Here is a 14,717-nt window from a genome sequence, read left to right as displayed (position 1 = left end):
CTGACAACCCCTCCCAACGCATATACATATGGATATATGATGTGGTTATGGCACGGGCAGCAACAACGTCGGACGCGTTCAATGCGGTGGCCGAGCCCCGCCGTCGGGAGATCCTGGACGTCCTGGCGGGCGGCGAACGGCCGGTGAACGACCTGGTGGACCTCCTGGACCTGGCCCAGCCGCACGTCTCCCGGCACTTGCGCGTCCTGCGGGATGTGGGCGTGGTGGACGTGCGCGGTGAAGGCCGGCAGCGGCTGTACCGGCTGAATCCACAGGCCCTGAAGCCCATCCACGACTGGGTGGCCGGCTACCGACACCTCTGGGAGGAACGGCTGGACGCCCTGGAGGACGTGCTGGAGGACCTCAAGGATCAGGAAAACCAAGAGAAGGACTAGGGCAATGGCACAGACAGGCAGCGGCACCATCAACGTCACACTCCCGGGCGAGAACGAAATTCTCATCACCCGGACGCTCAACGCACCCCGGCACCTGGTCTACAGGGCGTGGACCACACCGGAGCTCGTCAAAAAGTGGTGGCCCGGCCGGCGCGGCGAGATGACCGTCGTCGAAATGGACTTCCGTGTGGGCGGGGGCTGGCGGTACGTCATGCTGGCCCACGGCGACTTCGAGTTGGCCTTCCACGGAACGTACCGCGAGATTGTGCCCAACGAACGGATTGTGCACACGGAGGTCATGGAAGCTCCGGATACTGCAGCAGACAGCGAGGAGGGGGCAGTGGTCAATACGGTCACCTTCGAGGATGCCGACGGCGGCGCCACCCTGGTCAGCATCCGCACCTACGCCGGCAGCAGGGTAGTCCGCGACATGATTGCGCAGTCCGGTATGGAAGGCGGCGTGCGGGAGCAGTTCGAGATCATCGAGGAGCTGGCGGCGGCGCTGGCGTAACTGCTTTTCCGGGTGTTCCGCGGACCGGCCTGTGCTTGCGGCGTAGTCCCAGCTTTCTGTGGAATCCTTGAACAAATGACTCTTTCACGGCAAGCAACCACCAGGTCCGCAGCCCGCCCCGCGCCGGGATCGGGTTTCCTCTTCGTGCTTGCCACCCTGGCCTGCGTCACAGGGCTCATGGCCACGTACTACTACTTCGTGCAGACCACCACCGGGCAGTTCATCGACGAGTCAGCCCTGGTGGAAGCCGTGGAGCTGCACGGCCCTGCCGGCAAGGCGACCACAAGATTCCTGGACCTGCTGCCCACCATCTCGCTGGTGATGGCCGCCGTCGTGGTGCTCTTTGTCACGGTGATCAGGCGGCGCTGGACTGAAGCAGCCATCGCGGTGGCGGCGTGCCTCGGCGCCAACCTGGCAACCCAGGTTTTGAAGGCTTTGCTCCCGGCCCGCCCGGACAAGGGCGTGGTGACGCTGGACCTGAACTCGCTGCCGTCCGGGCACACCACGCTGGCGGCGTCCGCGGCCGCCGCGGTGTTCCTCATGGCCTCGCCGCGCTGGCGCCCGATGGCGGGTTTTGTGGGCGGTACCTTCGCGATCGCCTCCGGGGTGTCCACCCTGATCAACCAGTGGCACCGGCCGGCTGATGTGGTGGCGGCGTTCTCGCTGGTGGGCGCGTTCATGATCCCCGCCGGATGGCTGATCGTCAGGCGCGGGGCGTGGAATGCGTGGGACGGTTTCGGCGGCCACATCGGCTCGGCCCGGATCTGGCTGACGCTGCCGGTCATGATCGGGCTGGCGTCGGCGGCCGTAGCCTCGTACTCGCTGCTCCGGCTCGCGCCCAGCCCGTGGCAGGAGGCCAGCACCACCAACTATTTCTGGGCCGGGATCTCGCTGATCGTGATCGCCGGGTATCTGGCCACGGTTGCCACCACCTCGCTGTTCGCCTACGCCGCCCGACGCCGGGGCTCACCCAGGCGCTGAGGTCACCTCCCGCAGCCGCGGCCCAACCAGGTAGCACTAAGTGTCGTTTTGACGGCTCATAACGACACTTAGTGCTACTTAGTTGGGCGGGTAGGACGGGGGTTAGTCGCGGGCGTTGAGCCGGGCCAGCAGCAGGGCCTCGGCGAGGATGGCGTTCTCGAAGTCACCCAGATGGATGGACTCGTTGGCCCCGTGCGCGCGGGAGTCCGGGTCCTCGGCGCCGGTGATCAGGATGTCCGCCTGGGGGTACAGCTTGTTCAGGATATTGGCGGCCGGGATGGACCCGCCTACGCCCATGGACACCGCCGGCACTCCCCACGCCTCTTCCATCGCCGAGAGCATCAGCCGGGACACCGGGGAGGACGCGTCACCGGCAAATCCTTCGGTCCGGCCGCCCGGCGTGAAGGTGACTTCAGCACCAAAGGGAACGTGTACCTCCACGTGCCGGCGGACCGCTTCCATGGCGTCCGCGGTGTCGCTGGCCGGTGCAAGGCTCAGGCTGAACCGGGCCCGTGCCACCGGCTGCAGCGTGTCAGAGGAGAGCGCCACGGAAGGGGCATCCACACCGATGATGGCAAGCGCCGGCTTGGTCCACAGCCGCGAGGTGATGCTGCCCGTCCCGGCAAGGGGGACGCCCGGCCTGACGCGCGCGTCAGCCCGAAACTCGGCTTCCGTGAGCGCGGGCCCGGAAGACTCCGAAGCAAGCAGGCCCTCCACGGCCACGCTGCCGTCGTCGTGATGGAACGTTGCGAGGAGCCGGGACAGCGCCGCGACGGCGTCCACCACTGGCCCGCCGTAGGTTCCTGAATGCAGGGCGTTGTCCAGCACCCGGACCTCCACGGTCCCCAGAATCAACCCGCGCAGGCTGGTGGTGAGCGCGGGGACGCCCACTTTCCAGTTTCCGGAATCGGCCACCACCAGCACGTCCGCCTTGAGCAGGTCCCCGTGCCGTTGCAGCAGCAGGGGCAGGCTGGGCGACCCGGCTTCCTCCTCGCCGTCGATGAACACGGTCACGCCCAGGCCGAGCCCGTCGCCGAGCACCCGGAGCACGGTGCGGACGGCGGCAATATGTAGGAGCACGCCGGCCTTGTTGTCGGCCACTCCCCTGCCCCAGAGCCGGCCGCCCCGCGTCACCGCTTCGAACGGCGGGCTCTCCCACAGCTCCACGTCCCCTGCGGGCTGGACGTCATAGTGGGCGTACAGCAGGATGGTCGGCTTGCCCGGCCGCGCAGGCCGGCGTCCCACCACCGCGGGCGCCCCGGGCGCGCCGTCCGGCCGTGGCGCCTGCAGAACGTCGACGTCGGCCATCCCGGCATCGCGGAGCAGGCCGGCCACCTGCTGGGCCGCCTTGTCCAGCTGCGACGGGTCGAAGGCCTCCCACGCCATCGCCGGGATCCGCACCAGTGAGGACAGTTCGTCGACGACGGCGGGAAAGTCGGCCGCGACGGCCTGCCGCAGGCCGGGCAGCAGGGACATCAGCCCACCCCGTGGCGCTGCAGCCACATTTCCAGCAGGGCGAACTGCCACAGGACGTTGCTGTTCACCGGGGTCCGCTGGATATTGGGATCCGCGAGCAAACCGTCGATGTAGGCGGGCCGGAAGAGTCCGCGCTGTTTGGCCTCCGGGGCATGCAGGGCATCCCGCACCATGGAGATGAACGGTTCTTCAAGGTGCCGCAGGGCCGGAACGGGGAAGTATCCCTTGGGCCGGTCGATGATGGCTGCGGGCAGCATCTGCCGGCCCAGGTCCTTCAGGATTCCCTTCCCGTCCTGCGAGGCCTTGAGTCCGGGCGGGCAGGCGGCGGCGAGCTCCACCAGCTCATGGTCAAGGAACGGCACACGGGCCTCGATGCCCCACGCCATGGACATGTTGTCCAGCCGCTTTACGGGGTCGTCCACCATCAGCAGGTGGGTGTCCAGCCGAAGGACGGCGTCCAGTGCGGTATCGGCTCCGGGTGTTTCCAGATGGGCGGCCAGGACCTTGCGGCTTACATCGGACCCGCAGAACCATTCAGGTTCAAGGATCCCCATGAGATCCTCGTGGCTGTGGTCCACGAAGGATGCCGAGAAGGTCCGGAGGGCGTCCTGTCGGCCCGCCGCGGCGAGAGGCTGATGGTAGGCGTAGCCGGCAAAGACTTCATCGGCGCCCTGTCCGCACTGCACCACCTTCACCTGCTCCGAGACCGTCCTGCAGAGCAGGTGGAAAGCGGTCACATCGTGGCTGGCCATTGGCTCGGACATCGCACCCACCGCGCCATCGATGGACGGGGCGAACTCGGACGTGCTGACGTGGAGCCGTTCATGGCGGGTACCGAATTCCCGTGCAACCAGGTCGGAGTAGGCAAACTCATTGCCGGCATCCCCGCCGGCGCCGTCGAACCCGATGCTGAAGGTGGACAGGCCGTGCTGTCCCTCCTCGGCCAGGAGCGCAACCAGCAGGCTCGAATCCAGGCCCCCGGAGAGGAGGACACCCACCGGCACGTCGGCGACCATCCGCCGTCGTACTGCCGTCCTTAACGCATCCCGGACGGCGTCCTGCCAGTCCGCAGCCGACCACCCGGACCGTGAAGCGTCGCGCGTGTAATCAGGGCGCCAGTACTCGCGGTCCTGCCAGGTTCCGTCGGCGCGGACAGTACGGATGGTCGCCGCCGGCAGCTTCTGGACCCCGCGCAGGATGGTCCGCGGCGCCGGAACGATCGAGTGCCAGCTGAGGTAGTGGTGCAGCGCAACCTCGTCCAGGGACGTGTCCACGCCGCCGGACGCCACCAGCGCGGGGAGCGTGGAGGCGAAGCGCAGCTTACCGGGCAGGTGGGAAACGTAGACCGGTTTGATGCCCAGCCGGTCGCGGACCAGGAGGACCTCCTGCCGCCGCGGATCGAACAACGCGATGGCGAACATGCCCACCAGGTGGTGGACAAAGTCGCCCCACTTCCGGTAGGCCTTGAGGATCACCTCGGTGTCGCTGGTTGTCCGGAAGGTAAACTCCGGCTCGAGCTCCCTCCGCAGTTCCTTGTAGTTGTAGATGCAGCCGTTGAAGGTGAGGGCCAGGCCGCCGTCGTCCAGCATCGGCTGCGCCCCCGCAGAAGACAGGTCGATGATGCTCAGCCGCTGATGCCCCAACGCAACCCAGCCGGCCTCGTCCCAGATCCCCCTTCCGTCGGGTCCGCGGGAGGTCATGGCCCCCATCATTGCGAGGACAGGCTCCCGGGAGGCCGTCCTACCGTTGAAGGCGATTTCGCCTGCTATTCCGCACATAACTTCCTCGTTTCCTGCGGCCTACAGCGATCTATGCTGCTCTTCGCGGACTACCCTGATGGTGTTCAGGGACGGGTCGGCGGGATCGGGCAGGACCATTCCGGCCTCCACCCCGCTGCGAAGGTAATCGATGGCGGCTTTGTTGATCCTTTCGCCGGGCAGCAACAGCGGAATGCCAGGCGGGTAAGGGGTGGCCATTTCGGCGGCTATGCGGCCGGGTGCTTCCTCCGCGGGGACGTTCTCCACCGGCCCAAAGAAGGCATCCCGTGGCAGCATCACCATCTCGAGGAAAAGGTCCTCCTCATCAGGAATAACGACGGCGGGCGGCCGGGGCAGGTCCGGGGCCGCCGCGGTGAGTGCACGGAGCGCGTCGAGGAGCCGCTGTGCGGTCCCGCTGTCATCGGAGACAGAGATGACGGCTTCGGTCCGGCGGTGGTCTGTGGTGCCCATGTCCACCCGGCAGTTTTCACGCAGCCAGTCGGTGGCCTGGAAACCGCTGATTCCGAGTTCTGAAACGTCGATCATGATGTGCAGGATGTCCAGGTCGTGGGAGGCCTCGGCGTGGACCAGTTCGTCTTCCAGGACATGCAGACCGGGCAGTGCATCGATGTCCCGGCGGAGTCCTCGGGCCAGTTCGAGGGCTTTGTCGATCATCGATTTGCCCTCCTGCACCATCTGCCGGCGCCACCCGTCCATGGCGGCATACAGCATGACGTTGGCGCTGGTGGTGGAGAGGACGTCGGCGCACTGGTTCAGCCGGACCGGGTCCACCAGGTTTCCCTGCAAATGGAAAATGGAGCCTTGCTCAAAGCCGAGCCCCATCTTGTGCACGCTGACCACGCAGATGTCCGCGCCCGCATTCATCGCCCAGGTTGGTGTATTCGGGTGGAACGGCAGTTGGGCGCCCCACGCCTCATCGACGATCAGCGGCTTGCCCCGCTTGTGGCAGATCTCCGCAATGGCTTCGATGTCCGCGCAGGTGCCGTAGAGAGTAGGGCTGACAATCAGCGCGGCGGAGGCATCCGGGTACCGCTGCCACATCTCCTCCACCGTCTCCGGCGCCGGCGGATGGGAGAGCTTGAGCTCGTTGTCCCACTTGGGTTTGATCCACCGCGGCTGCAGCCCGGAGAGCACCAGCCCCGAGACCACGGATTTGTGCGCGTCGCGGCTTATCAGGAGCTCGCCTTCCCCGCGGGTGACGGCCAGGATGGCTGCCTTCACGGACAGGGAGCTTCCGCAGGTCGAGAAGAAGGCCATGTCAGCATTGACGGCCTCGGCCATTAGCTGCTCCGCCTTCTGCAGGTAGCCGTTGGAGGACTTCCTGTCGTCCAGGCCCGAGGAGGCAACGACGTCGGACTTGAAGCTCTGCTCGCCCAGCACCTCCAGCACACGCGGATCGACGCCGCGGCCCTGGCGGTGCGCGGGCGGCGTGAAGCCGTACCTGTCGAGTTTCTGGTGTTCGGCCAGTGCATCGAGCACCGGTGTTTCACTCTGGTCCATCTGCCCTCCCGGGTAGTTCGCCTAAATTCCCTGTTCAGCCGTGAGCAGGGATGTCTGTGAGCTTTCGGATAGGTGTGGCAGGCAGGCAGGTGACGTCGGCGGCGTCGGCGATGACGCCGCAAAGGCTGCCGGTGGTGGCGTGGACGGCCCGCTGCCTGGCGGCCCCTGTTCCCCTGTTCAGGACCTGGAACAGCAAACCCTCCACTGTGCCGAATTCGCCCTGGTCCCGCAGCACGGGCTGGATATGGTCCAGCAGGGACATCGCGACCTCGAAGGCAGCGCGGGGCTTGCCGGTCAGCGGATCCAACAGCTGCCCGTCCAGCCCGTAGCGGCCCGCCTGCCAGGCAGCGAGCCGAAGCTGCGCGGCGGAGGCAGGCACGGGCGGCACGCCGGAGCGCCATTGCCGGGCTGCCGTCTCCGCCAGGGCCCGCACCAGGCCGGCCAGCAGGACGGCGTCGTCGGCAAACAGGCACACGTCGCCCACCCGGATCTCCACGGTGGGATGGCGGTGGCTGAGCCTCGCGTCAAAGTAGATTTGCCCCTTGTCCAACGGAACCCCCGAGGTGAGGATCTCCTGCACCTGCGCGTGGTAGGCCTGCGCGGAGCCGAAAATCTCGCAGGGCCCCGCGGTGGGCCACCTGTTCCAGGCCTGGGAGCGGTAGCTTGCGTAGCCGGAATCCACGCCGTTCCAGAACGGGGAGTTGGCGGTGATGGCCGTCAGGACCGGGAGCCAGATCCGGATCCGGTCAAGGATGGCCACGCCTTCCTCGTCCGACTCGACCTCCACATGCACGTGGCAGCCGCAGGTCAGCTGTTCCACCGCCGTTAGGCCGAACCGCTCCATCATCCGCTGGTACCGCAGGCCCGGCGTAGTGGTGGACTGCACGGGCAGGGGTGACGTCGCCAAGGCAACGGAACGCGCTCCGGCCGCTCGGGCTGTGGCGTCTGCACTCATCCGCCGAGCAGTGATGTCCTGTGCGAGTTCCTCCAGGGTGATCCTGGGAAGGGTGCAGGTTTCAATCTGTTCCTGCTTCATCTCGCTGCTGAGGCCGTCGTCGGCCAGGCTCTCCAGCACTTGGCCCAAAGGAACAGCGTGGCCGTCGGTGAAGTCGAGGATCAGGAACTCTTCCTCGACACCCACGCGGCGCATCAGCGCAGCTCCTTGGAACCGGCGCTTCCCCTGCGGCGGACGTGCCCGGCAGCAGGACGACAGATGGGGACAAGATAAGCCATGACTACTCCTCGGTTGAAACCGTGGGGCGTTGGCTTAACCTCCGTTGGTCACCACATCGTAAGCATGCTTAGTTCCTGTCCGCAAGTCGTGGGGAGTCAACTGCCCCCCAAAGAGGGGCAGTTATGCAGGGCAGGTTAGAAGGCTTCGGGCTGGATGGAGATCGTCGCCGTGGCGGCGGACGTTGCCATCGACGCGGACGACAGCGACGACGGCGTGGCCGGCAGCAGGCGGGACAGGTACTTCGCCCGGGCTGCTTCGACGAACCCGCGGAACAGCCCGAAGTCCTCGGGAAGTTCCTCGGGGTGCCACTGGATGCCGAGCGTGAAGGTGTTGGCCGGGTACTCGATGGCTTCCACCACCTGGTCCTCGCTCCAGGCTGCGGCAATGAGCCCCTCGCCGAGCCGGTCCACCGCCTGGTGGTGCGCCACGGGGACAATTTGGGTGTCAGGGCCAATCAGGCGGGCAAGCTGCGAGTCAGGCCGGACATCGACAGGGATCTGGTTGAAGGCGTAGCCGCCCAACTGGTACTGCCCGTTCCCCACGACGTCGGGCAGGTGCTGGTGCAGGGTGCCGCCCAGCATGACGTTGAGCAGCTGCTCCCCGCGGCAGATGCACAGCAGCGGCACGTCCTGTCGGAGTGCTTCCCGGATCAGGGCCTGTTCCCAAGCGTCCCGCTCACGCCGGGGCTCCCCGGTTTCGGGATGGGCTTCCTGGCCGTAGAGGGCGGGATCAACATCCCAGCCTCCTGGGATGAGCAAGCCGTCCAGCCTGCCCACCAGGGCTTCGACCACGCCGGGGGCCACAGGCTGGGGCGGCAGGAGGGTGGGCACGCCGCCCGCTGCAATGATGGGGGCAAGGTACGTCTCGGGAAGGAACGCCGCGCTGACTGTGCCGCAGCCGGCGGTGCCGGCAGGCTCAAGGTAGGTGCTGAGGCCGATGATGGGCTTCACGGCGGCGTCGGTCGTTTCCAAGGTTTTCCTTCCAGGCGAATTCTCTGCCTTTAAGGATATGAGAGCGCGGGCCCTGCTTTGTTTCAAGCGGATGAAGATCACATCTCAGTTCCGCTGTCGGGCGTTTCATCCATGGCGGCGGCAAGCTCAACATCGTCCAGGTATTTGGCAGCCGGCCATCCGGTGGCGGCGGCGAGCCTGTCCAGGGATGCCAGGTGCTGGCGCGCCAGTTCGATGGCGAGTTGCTCCATGATTGCCGGCCCGTTCCGGACGATCAGGTCGCTGAGGAAGACCTGGAGGCGGCCTGCCAGACGGCCTCCAGCTTCTGCGTCTGCCGCCGCGAGCCGGGTCAGGGCGGCGGCAGCCATGGCGGGCCTGTCGCTGAAGAGTTCCATGAACTGTCCTCCGCATGTGTGTGGATGGGAATCACCGGGACCGGCAATACCCGGCGCAGCTTCTTCGCGGCCCGCTAAAAGGCAAGGCCCCCGCCCGGGAGGGAGGTGCGCGCCGGCACTCCCACCCACGTCTCGTACTCAGGCACGTCCTGCACAACCGCCGAACCCATCCCCACTGACGAATAATCACCCACGGACAAGCCGTCGGCGACGCCGGCGTTCACGCCTATGTGGACGCCACGGCCCACCCGCACGCCCTCTCCCAGCGAGGACCCGACGGAGAACGTGGTGAAGTCCCCAGCCTGCAGGGCCCAGCCCAAGGTCACGGACGGCATCACCACCGTGTGGCTCCCCAGTGACACCTGCGGTCCAACCGCAGCGTGCCGCAGCAGGATGCTTCCCGGGCCGATCCGGCAGTCGTCCGGCAGGCGGATGTCCGGATCCAGCACTGTGCCATACCGGTTGCCTTCCACACCCGACTGGGCAAGCCGCTCCACCACCGCTTCCCTGTCCCGTCCCACGGGCAGGCACACCGCGAAGAGCGCCTTCGGGAACATGGCGGCGTCCTCGAGGGCGCCGAGCACGGGGGCGCCGTCGATCAGGACGTCGAGGAGTTGGGGGTCGTCGTCAAGGATCCCCAGGACGTCGTACTGGCCGCTGGCGCGCACGGTCAGCAGCACTTCGCGCGCCAGTCCAGTGGCGGCCAGCAACAGCAATTCGCTCAAGGGGTGTCGCTTCCGGGCCCGGGGAGGCGGGCGGCAGGTCTGTGGCTTGCCCGGACACCGCTTCTTGGCTCCTGGCTGTTGGTCAGGGCCTCGGCGATTCGAGGATCAATCCGCCAGCGTGCCCAAATACAAGTTAACGCCGCAACAGGTCCCCGGGAAGACGGCACGGGAAACACGGTTGGTTTATGGGGTTTTCCTGCGGATTTAGGGGATTGCCGCTGATGACTCAATCCTGTTGAGAACTTGAAGGTTTCTTGAGTGATTCAGCGCCATATTTTGATCAGTGCAGTGGATAGTTGCTCTTGCCGGGCCCCTGGGCCTCGGCCGGATGGCTCTCCTGAAGCCATAGACTCCTGGCGGCGTCTTGAAGTAGGCGCCGCCAGGTACCCGCCCTGGTCCGAATTACGACGGCGGACGCGCACCGAGTGCCTGGCCTCGGCCCCACCGGAAGGCCCGATACAAATACCGGCTTAGCTCCGCCAAAACTTTCCCAAACTGGCTGAGTATTTCCCGTTTGAACTCACGCCAGCTCGGCAGAAGCTGGTGCCACTATGTGGGGGGGGACATAGCGGCACCTGCTTCCGCCGAGCTGGCTTGTGATTACCCGCGGGAGGGCACGGGAGCCACGGGGCAGATGATCTTCCCGTTGGACATGTGGTTGTTCAAGGTGATGTCCATGGATGCCGTCGTCTGGTCGAGGTAAGTTGCTGTGACCCGCAGCGTCAAGGGACCGGCAGGATTGTCACGCAGGATCGGGGATGCCAGAAGCGGGTTGGTGTTTGACGTCAGAACAATAGTTCCGGGAGTCAACGCAAGGAGGCTAAGCAGGCCCGAGTAGCTTGGCCCGTAGGTACCGGTGGCCTGCAGGGCCGCGTACGTGATGGTGGCGGTGGCCGGGACCGTAACCCTTAGCGTGGCGACCTTCTCCGGCGCATCGTTGGTGCAGGTGAGTGATGCAATTGCCGGACCGGGCCAGGCAGCCGCAGCCGTGACCGTCATGGTCGCCGTGGCGCTCTGCTGCCATAATGCTGACGCGGATGCACCACCCAGGCCCAGCAGCACAGTCAGCACAAATGCACCGACGGCCGTTGCCGCACCTGGAAGATTCCGAATCCGGGCCATTACTTTCCCTCAGCAGCCCGGCTGCGACGCGATGCGCGCACGGACTTGAAAACCAGGATGGCGCCATAACCGATGAGCCCGACAGCGGCGACGATGGTCCATGCGTCACGGTCGGAGTTCCCAAGGGCATTGGCCAGGAAACCAACATACGGAACCGCGTAGAACAGCTTGCCCTTCATCTGGATCTCACGGACAGGGTCGGCGTCGTTGGCACCGTTGTTGTCGCCCTTGGTGATGAGGGTTTTCTCACCCTGTTGGGTGGCACCGAAGCCCACCACCCGGTGCGTTTCGACCTCGGGCCGCCCCGAGTGCAGCTGGAACGTGACCACGTCACCGTACTGAATTTCATCGAATGGCACGGGCTTCATCACCAGGAACGTTCCTGGTGGGAACTTCGGTGCCATGGAGTTGGTGAGCACCGTGTAGGTGTGCGAGCCCGTCACGACGGGGATGACAATCAGGATCATCGCGGCGAACAATGCGATGATCATGGCAGCCATGCTCAGGATCCGTCCGACGGCGGTCCATGCACCAGAGCCGGTGCCCCCAGTTTTTTCGGCGCCCGACGGCGCTTGCACCAAGTGCCTCGCTTCCCCCTGGGGAATTGCGTTGGCAACGGGCCGTTCCGTCAAGTCAGCAGCCACCTGGCACCCCACAGAGCTGACGTGCGGTGAGCTGAAGAGAGATGTTCACTGCTTGTCCTTTCACTGACGACGGGGCATTAGAGCTGAGACTTGCTTGGAAGCAGAAGACGGTGGATCCGCCCTTGCCCACTGCGGGGGATGACAATCCGGCTGAACCGATGGGTGCGTAGCCCGCGATGGTGCTGCACTCTGCGGAGGAGGTGGCAGTTTTGGCGTAGAAGCTGACGTAGGATCGCAAGCTTCCACTGGCAACGTTTGTCACCGTACCCTGGCTGGCTGTGATGACCGTGTCGAAGGATCCGCCTGCATTGGTGTTGTTCGTGACCAGGACTCCCCCATAAACCGAGGTCCCGGGCGTCAAAGTGGCGGTAGGTGTGATTGCCAGGTTTGCGGACGTTGTGCCGTCGGCCAGGGTCATGTTGGTTGCCTGGCCAGATGGCACCGCGCTAAGTGCAACGTCGAACGATGCGGAGGCAACAGTCCCGGGTGCAGCTGACGCGCTGGCACTCCATAGCGCATACGTCCCCTGCACCGTCAGGAGTCCCAGGACCACTGCTGCGGCGACGAGTGCCGTTGCCTGCAGTGAGCGCTTGATGCGCACCGGTTCCTCCCCTGGTCCTGTTTCCGATTGCTGAGGGCGGGTGGCGGTTCAGCCACCCGCCCGCGTCAGACTAGGACAGGCCGTCGCCTGTCGAGTTCACCTGAGTCAGCTTGAATGCGACATCCTTGAAGTCATAGCTTGCATTCACGCTGTCGCGCTCAGTGGTGCTGGCAAGGAAATCAAACGTGATGGTGGCGGTTACCGTCTGGGTGCTGCCGGTCGGCGTCAAGGGGTTCTTGATCTCAGCGGTGCCAACGGTCAGAACGGGCTCGGAGACGCTGACATTATTTGCCAAGAAACCGCTGGTCTCATCAATGCCGTCGGTCGTTATTTCCGCTGCCATCTTGTTACCCGAGAGCGTTACAGCCAGCTCCTGCTTAAACGTGAGCTTGTCACCCGGGACAACTAGGTAGGTGCCGGCGTCAATCTGAGCGGTGATATCTTTGCCGAGTCCGTCAGTCCAGACACCGGCTACCTTGTTCTCAACGTTGAGGTCACCGGAAACGATGGTGCCCGGCGTCGCGGAAGCTTCGGCATTCCAGTTGGCCAACGTTCCGCCGCCGCCCAGCAGCAGTGCTGCGCCTACGGCGATGGCTGCGGTTCCCTTGATCAGGGTGCTGTTCTTCATGATGTGTCCCCTCAGACTTTTGTATGTCTACGTGGTCTAGCTGGGAACAACATTGCACGGTCATTATCAGGAAATTTGGGGGGAAAGCGTCAAAGTTCGCTCAAGAAATTGAAGGCAAAATGGCCTCTGACCTGCACGTTTAGAAGCCACCTTTTAGGCTGCCGAACTCCCCGGCCGGCCCGGCTCGTACAGGTCGATGATCGGAAGGTGCCCGTCGGTGCGGATGGCGTCGCCGCCGCCGTTGCGGTGGTGGTAGCCGCTGGAGTAGTTGAGGATCACGTGCACCGACTCCACGGCGCGGGCCGCGCGGAGGGTCTCGATGATGAAGTCGCGTTCCTCGTCTGTCCGGTCGGCGATCTTGTGCGTGATCTGGAATGTAAAGAGGGACAGTCCAACGCTCCTGTCGTACGTGCCCGCGCCAACCCAGTCCACGGACAGCCCGCCGGGCAGCATCCAGCCGGCCGGGCATTTCCAGAACCGGACGTGGTGGCGCTTGCGCGGGTTGCCGTCGATCTCGCGCTGGAACGCCAGGTCCTGCTTGTTGCCGAAGACGTACAGCGAACTGACGGGCGCCGCCGGGTAGCTCCTGCCCAACAGGGTGGATGTCAGGGTGCGCCACGCCGTTGCGAGGGTAATCGGGTCGGCCTCCACCCAGCCCGCAGTCAGCATGGCACGCCGCAGCTCCTCCCCCGTCCCCACCACGGCCAGGTTCACGGGGTCGCCCAGGACCCCGTCGCCTGTCCGGGTCCTGCCGATGAAGTAGTCCGGGATGTACAGGCTGCTCAGGATTTTGTGGATGCGCGGCAGCAGCGCGTACGCAAGAATCAGCCACACCGGAAGGAACACCCAGGCCTGCTCCGGCCCGCGGGAGAGCCGCGACAGCAGGAAAAACCACACCGCCCAGCCCACCGCGACGGTGACCACCAGATAGAGCAGCCGCTGCAGCACGGCCAGGACCGTGGCCCACCGGCTCTGCCGCCGCTCCACGCGGCTCGGGGAACGCGAATGGTCCGGCTCATGCGGAACTGGCCGCCCGCCGTCGTTCCTTCCGCCGGGATCAGGAACGCGGCTCACGGCTCGTCGGGGGTCAGCTGCTCCACGATAATCCGGGCCGTTTCGTGATCCCCAAGGATCCGGAAGTGCCCGGCCGTGGGCAGCTCGATGTTGGTGGCACCCGGAAGGACGCTGCCCTCCGGGATGTGCGGGTCGAACGGGCCGTAAATGGAGGTGATCCGGCTGTTGATGGCTTCCTCACGCGCCAGCTGGAGGGTCAGCGCGTTGCTGGGCGAGAAGATCCGCAGGCTCGGCAGCAGCATGTACTTCGCGTAGCGCGACCCGGAAAACGGCGTGCACACCGTGATCATCCGCGAGATCCGGCCCTCGGGGTCCAGGTTCAGCATGGCGTACTTGCCGATCAGCCCGCCCTTGCTGTGCGCCACGATCGCCGCGTCCCGCAACCCGGCCTCCTCAAGGTGCTGGGCCACCAGCCGCGCCGCCACGGGGACGTCCAGCTTGTTGCGCTGCAGCACCGTGACCACGTGGACGGGATGGCCGGCGTCGTGGATCGACCGGATCAGCGGCATCATGAACTGCCAGTTTTCGTACACGCCCGGGATGATCAGCACAGGACTCAGGTGGCCCTTGTGGAAGGAGCCCGGCTGCACCCGGGACAGCATGCCCTGGACCTGGCAGACCGCGGCATAGACGTAGTCCTGCGCCCACCACACGGCCTTCTGCAGCGGACTGCTCCGGGCAGGTGCCCCCGTTTCACTCATCT

The 14,717-nt window shown here is 65.6% G+C and carries 16 protein-coding genes; 3 read left to right on the top strand and 13 right to left on the bottom strand.

Annotated features, from left to right (window positions below):
* Window positions 1-47: 47 nt before the first annotated feature.
* The 3 genes from B5520_RS07800 (at window position 48) to B5520_RS07790 (ending at window position 1,887) form a co-directional block, all read left to right on the top strand.
* The gene (locus tag B5520_RS07800) at window positions 48-395 is read left to right on the top strand and encodes an ArsR/SmtB family transcription factor (RefSeq protein ID WP_079596516.1); all 348 of its coding nucleotides are present in this window, start codon (window positions 48-50) and stop codon (window positions 393-395) included.
* Between the two features lie 4 nt (window positions 396-399).
* Complete coding sequence (locus tag B5520_RS07795; protein ID WP_079596515.1) at window positions 400-906, top strand: SRPBCC family protein; 507 nt, start codon at window positions 400-402, stop codon at window positions 904-906.
* A gap of 75 nt (window positions 907-981) precedes the next feature.
* Window positions 982-1,887 (top strand): phosphatase PAP2 family protein, encoded by a 906-nt coding sequence (locus B5520_RS07790; protein ID WP_079596514.1) that lies wholly within the window; start codon window positions 982-984, stop codon window positions 1,885-1,887.
* 102 nt (window positions 1,888-1,989) lie between these two features.
* Here the strand turns inward: B5520_RS07790 and B5520_RS07785 are convergent, their stop codons facing one another.
* The 13 genes from B5520_RS07785 to B5520_RS07725 all read right to left on the bottom strand — a co-directional run bounded on the left by B5520_RS07785 (window position 1,990) and on the right by B5520_RS07725 (window position 14,715).
* Window positions 1,990-3,363: a M20/M25/M40 family metallo-hydrolase gene (locus B5520_RS07785; protein ID WP_079596513.1), complete on the bottom strand. Its 1,374-nt coding sequence runs from the start codon at window positions 3,361-3,363 to the stop codon at window positions 1,990-1,992.
* Window positions 3,363-5,141: an N-acetylglutaminylglutamine amidotransferase gene (locus tag B5520_RS07780; RefSeq protein ID WP_079596512.1), complete on the bottom strand. Its 1,779-nt coding sequence runs from the start codon at window positions 5,139-5,141 to the stop codon at window positions 3,363-3,365. Before B5520_RS07780 ends, B5520_RS07785 begins: the two co-directional genes overlap by 1 nt.
* A 21-nt stretch (window positions 5,142-5,162) precedes the next feature.
* Window positions 5,163-6,641 (bottom strand): aminotransferase class I/II-fold pyridoxal phosphate-dependent enzyme, encoded by a 1,479-nt coding sequence (locus B5520_RS23165; RefSeq protein ID WP_079596511.1) that lies wholly within the window; start codon window positions 6,639-6,641, stop codon window positions 5,163-5,165.
* A gap of 34 nt (window positions 6,642-6,675) precedes the next feature.
* Window positions 6,676-7,791 (bottom strand): glutamate--cysteine ligase, encoded by a 1,116-nt coding sequence (locus B5520_RS07770; protein ID WP_104443457.1) that lies wholly within the window; start codon window positions 7,789-7,791, stop codon window positions 6,676-6,678.
* A gap of 218 nt (window positions 7,792-8,009) precedes the next feature.
* The gene (locus tag B5520_RS07765) at window positions 8,010-8,846 is read right to left on the bottom strand and encodes a gamma-glutamyl-gamma-aminobutyrate hydrolase family protein (protein WP_079596509.1); all 837 of its coding nucleotides are present in this window, start codon (window positions 8,844-8,846) and stop codon (window positions 8,010-8,012) included.
* A 77-nt stretch (window positions 8,847-8,923) separates the two neighbouring features.
* Window positions 8,924-9,220, bottom strand: a complete 297-nt coding sequence (locus tag B5520_RS07760) for a hypothetical protein (protein ID WP_079596508.1) — start codon at window positions 9,218-9,220, stop codon at window positions 8,924-8,926.
* A gap of 74 nt (window positions 9,221-9,294) precedes the next feature.
* On the bottom strand, window positions 9,295-9,945 hold the full coding sequence (locus tag B5520_RS07755; protein ID WP_079596507.1) for a PglD-related sugar-binding protein: 651 nt from the start codon (window positions 9,943-9,945) through the stop codon (window positions 9,295-9,297).
* Window positions 9,946-10,545: 600 nt separating this feature from the next.
* The gene (locus B5520_RS07750; RefSeq protein ID WP_079596506.1) at window positions 10,546-11,067 is read right to left on the bottom strand and encodes a hypothetical protein; all 522 of its coding nucleotides are present in this window, start codon (window positions 11,065-11,067) and stop codon (window positions 10,546-10,548) included.
* Window positions 11,067-11,576 carry a signal peptidase I gene (locus B5520_RS07745; RefSeq protein WP_368483721.1) on the bottom strand — a complete coding sequence of 170 codons (510 nt, stop codon included), beginning with the start codon at window positions 11,574-11,576 and terminating at the stop codon, window positions 11,067-11,069. Before B5520_RS07745 ends, B5520_RS07750 begins: the two co-directional genes overlap by 1 nt.
* Window positions 11,577-11,700: 124 nt before the next feature.
* The gene (locus B5520_RS07740; protein ID WP_079596504.1) at window positions 11,701-12,312 is read right to left on the bottom strand and encodes a hypothetical protein; all 612 of its coding nucleotides are present in this window, start codon (window positions 12,310-12,312) and stop codon (window positions 11,701-11,703) included.
* A gap of 70 nt (window positions 12,313-12,382) precedes the next feature.
* Complete coding sequence (locus tag B5520_RS07735; protein WP_079596503.1) at window positions 12,383-12,940, bottom strand: alternate-type signal peptide domain-containing protein; 558 nt, start codon at window positions 12,938-12,940, stop codon at window positions 12,383-12,385.
* Window positions 12,941-13,093: 153 nt separating this feature from the next.
* A complete protein-coding gene (locus B5520_RS07730; protein WP_079596502.1) occupies window positions 13,094-14,014 on the bottom strand; it encodes an LssY C-terminal domain-containing protein in 921 nt (306 codons plus the stop codon).
* Complete coding sequence (locus B5520_RS07725; RefSeq protein WP_079596501.1) at window positions 14,011-14,715, bottom strand: esterase/lipase family protein; 705 nt, start codon at window positions 14,713-14,715, stop codon at window positions 14,011-14,013. The genes B5520_RS07730 and B5520_RS07725 overlap by 4 nt, the downstream gene beginning before the upstream one ends.
* Window positions 14,716-14,717 lie beyond the last annotated feature (2 nt).

The organism is Arthrobacter sp. P2b, assembly GCF_900168295.1.
In the GTDB taxonomy this organism is placed as follows: Bacteria; Actinomycetota; Actinomycetes; order Actinomycetales; family Micrococcaceae; genus Arthrobacter.
Note: the sequence above shows the minus strand (reverse complement) of the source record. Positions and strands in the feature narration are given on the sequence as shown.

Coding starts and splice junctions, on each gene's coding strand:
- B5520_RS07790 (WP_079596514.1), top strand. CDS start 982: ATGACTCTTTCACGGCAAGCAACCACCAGGTCCGCAGCCCGCCCCGCG.
- B5520_RS07780 (WP_079596512.1), bottom strand. CDS start 5,141: ATGTGCGGAATAGCAGGCGAAATCGCCTTCAACGGTAGGACGGCCTCC.
- B5520_RS07725 (WP_079596501.1), bottom strand. CDS start 14,715: ATGAGTGAAACGGGGGCACCTGCCCGGAGCAGTCCGCTGCAGAAGGCC.
- B5520_RS07750 (WP_079596506.1), bottom strand. CDS start 11,067: ATGGCCCGGATTCGGAATCTTCCAGGTGCGGCAACGGCCGTCGGTGCA.
- B5520_RS07800 (WP_079596516.1), top strand. CDS start 48: ATGGCACGGGCAGCAACAACGTCGGACGCGTTCAATGCGGTGGCCGAG.
- B5520_RS07785 (WP_079596513.1), bottom strand. CDS start 3,363: ATGTCCCTGCTGCCCGGCCTGCGGCAGGCCGTCGCGGCCGACTTTCCC.
- B5520_RS23165 (WP_079596511.1), bottom strand. CDS start 6,641: ATGGACCAGAGTGAAACACCGGTGCTCGATGCACTGGCCGAACACCAG.
- B5520_RS07735 (WP_079596503.1), bottom strand. CDS start 12,940: ATGAAGAACAGCACCCTGATCAAGGGAACCGCAGCCATCGCCGTAGGC.
- B5520_RS07770 (WP_104443457.1), bottom strand. CDS start 7,791: ATGCGCCGCGTGGGTGTCGAGGAAGAGTTCCTGATCCTCGACTTCACC.
- B5520_RS07795 (WP_079596515.1), top strand. CDS start 400: ATGGCACAGACAGGCAGCGGCACCATCAACGTCACACTCCCGGGCGAG.
- B5520_RS07760 (WP_079596508.1), bottom strand. CDS start 9,220: ATGGAACTCTTCAGCGACAGGCCCGCCATGGCTGCCGCCGCCCTGACC.